The following is a 342-nucleotide window of genomic DNA, read 5'->3' as shown; positions in this document are numbered from 1 at the left end:
GAAGGAGGCCAGGAGTACGTTGCACCGCGGACGCCGCTGGAAGCCAAGCTAGCCCAAATCTGGCAGGATGTCTTGAAGCTGTCCACCGTAGGAGTCACCGACTCATTCTTTGACGTGGGTGGGCACTCCCTGCGGGCAACGACGCTGGTGGCCAAAATCCATCAGGAACTGGACAGCCGGATTACGCTGCGTGAGGTGTTCCAACACTTTACGATTGAGCAGCAAGCCCAGCTCATCGCAACGCACGGCACAGATACCTATACGATGATCCCTGCGGCGGCGCAACAGGCGTACTACCCGGTTTCCTCGGCTCAAAAACGACTGTACATTTTGAGCCATCTG

The 342-nt window shown here is 57.3% G+C and carries 1 protein-coding gene; it reads left to right on the top strand.

Translation table 11 applies throughout. The features are described 5' to 3' along the window. Nucleotides 1–342 (top strand): phosphopantetheine-binding protein (locus G9G54_RS24940; protein ID WP_165179960.1); only part of this gene is annotated, 342 nt, incomplete at both ends.

It is taken from the genome of Paenibacillus sp. EKM212P, from assembly GCF_011066115.1.
GTDB lineage: Bacteria > Bacillota > Bacilli > Paenibacillales > Paenibacillaceae > Paenibacillus > Paenibacillus polymyxa_B.
Note: the sequence above shows the minus strand (reverse complement) of the source record. Positions and strands in the feature narration are given on the sequence as shown.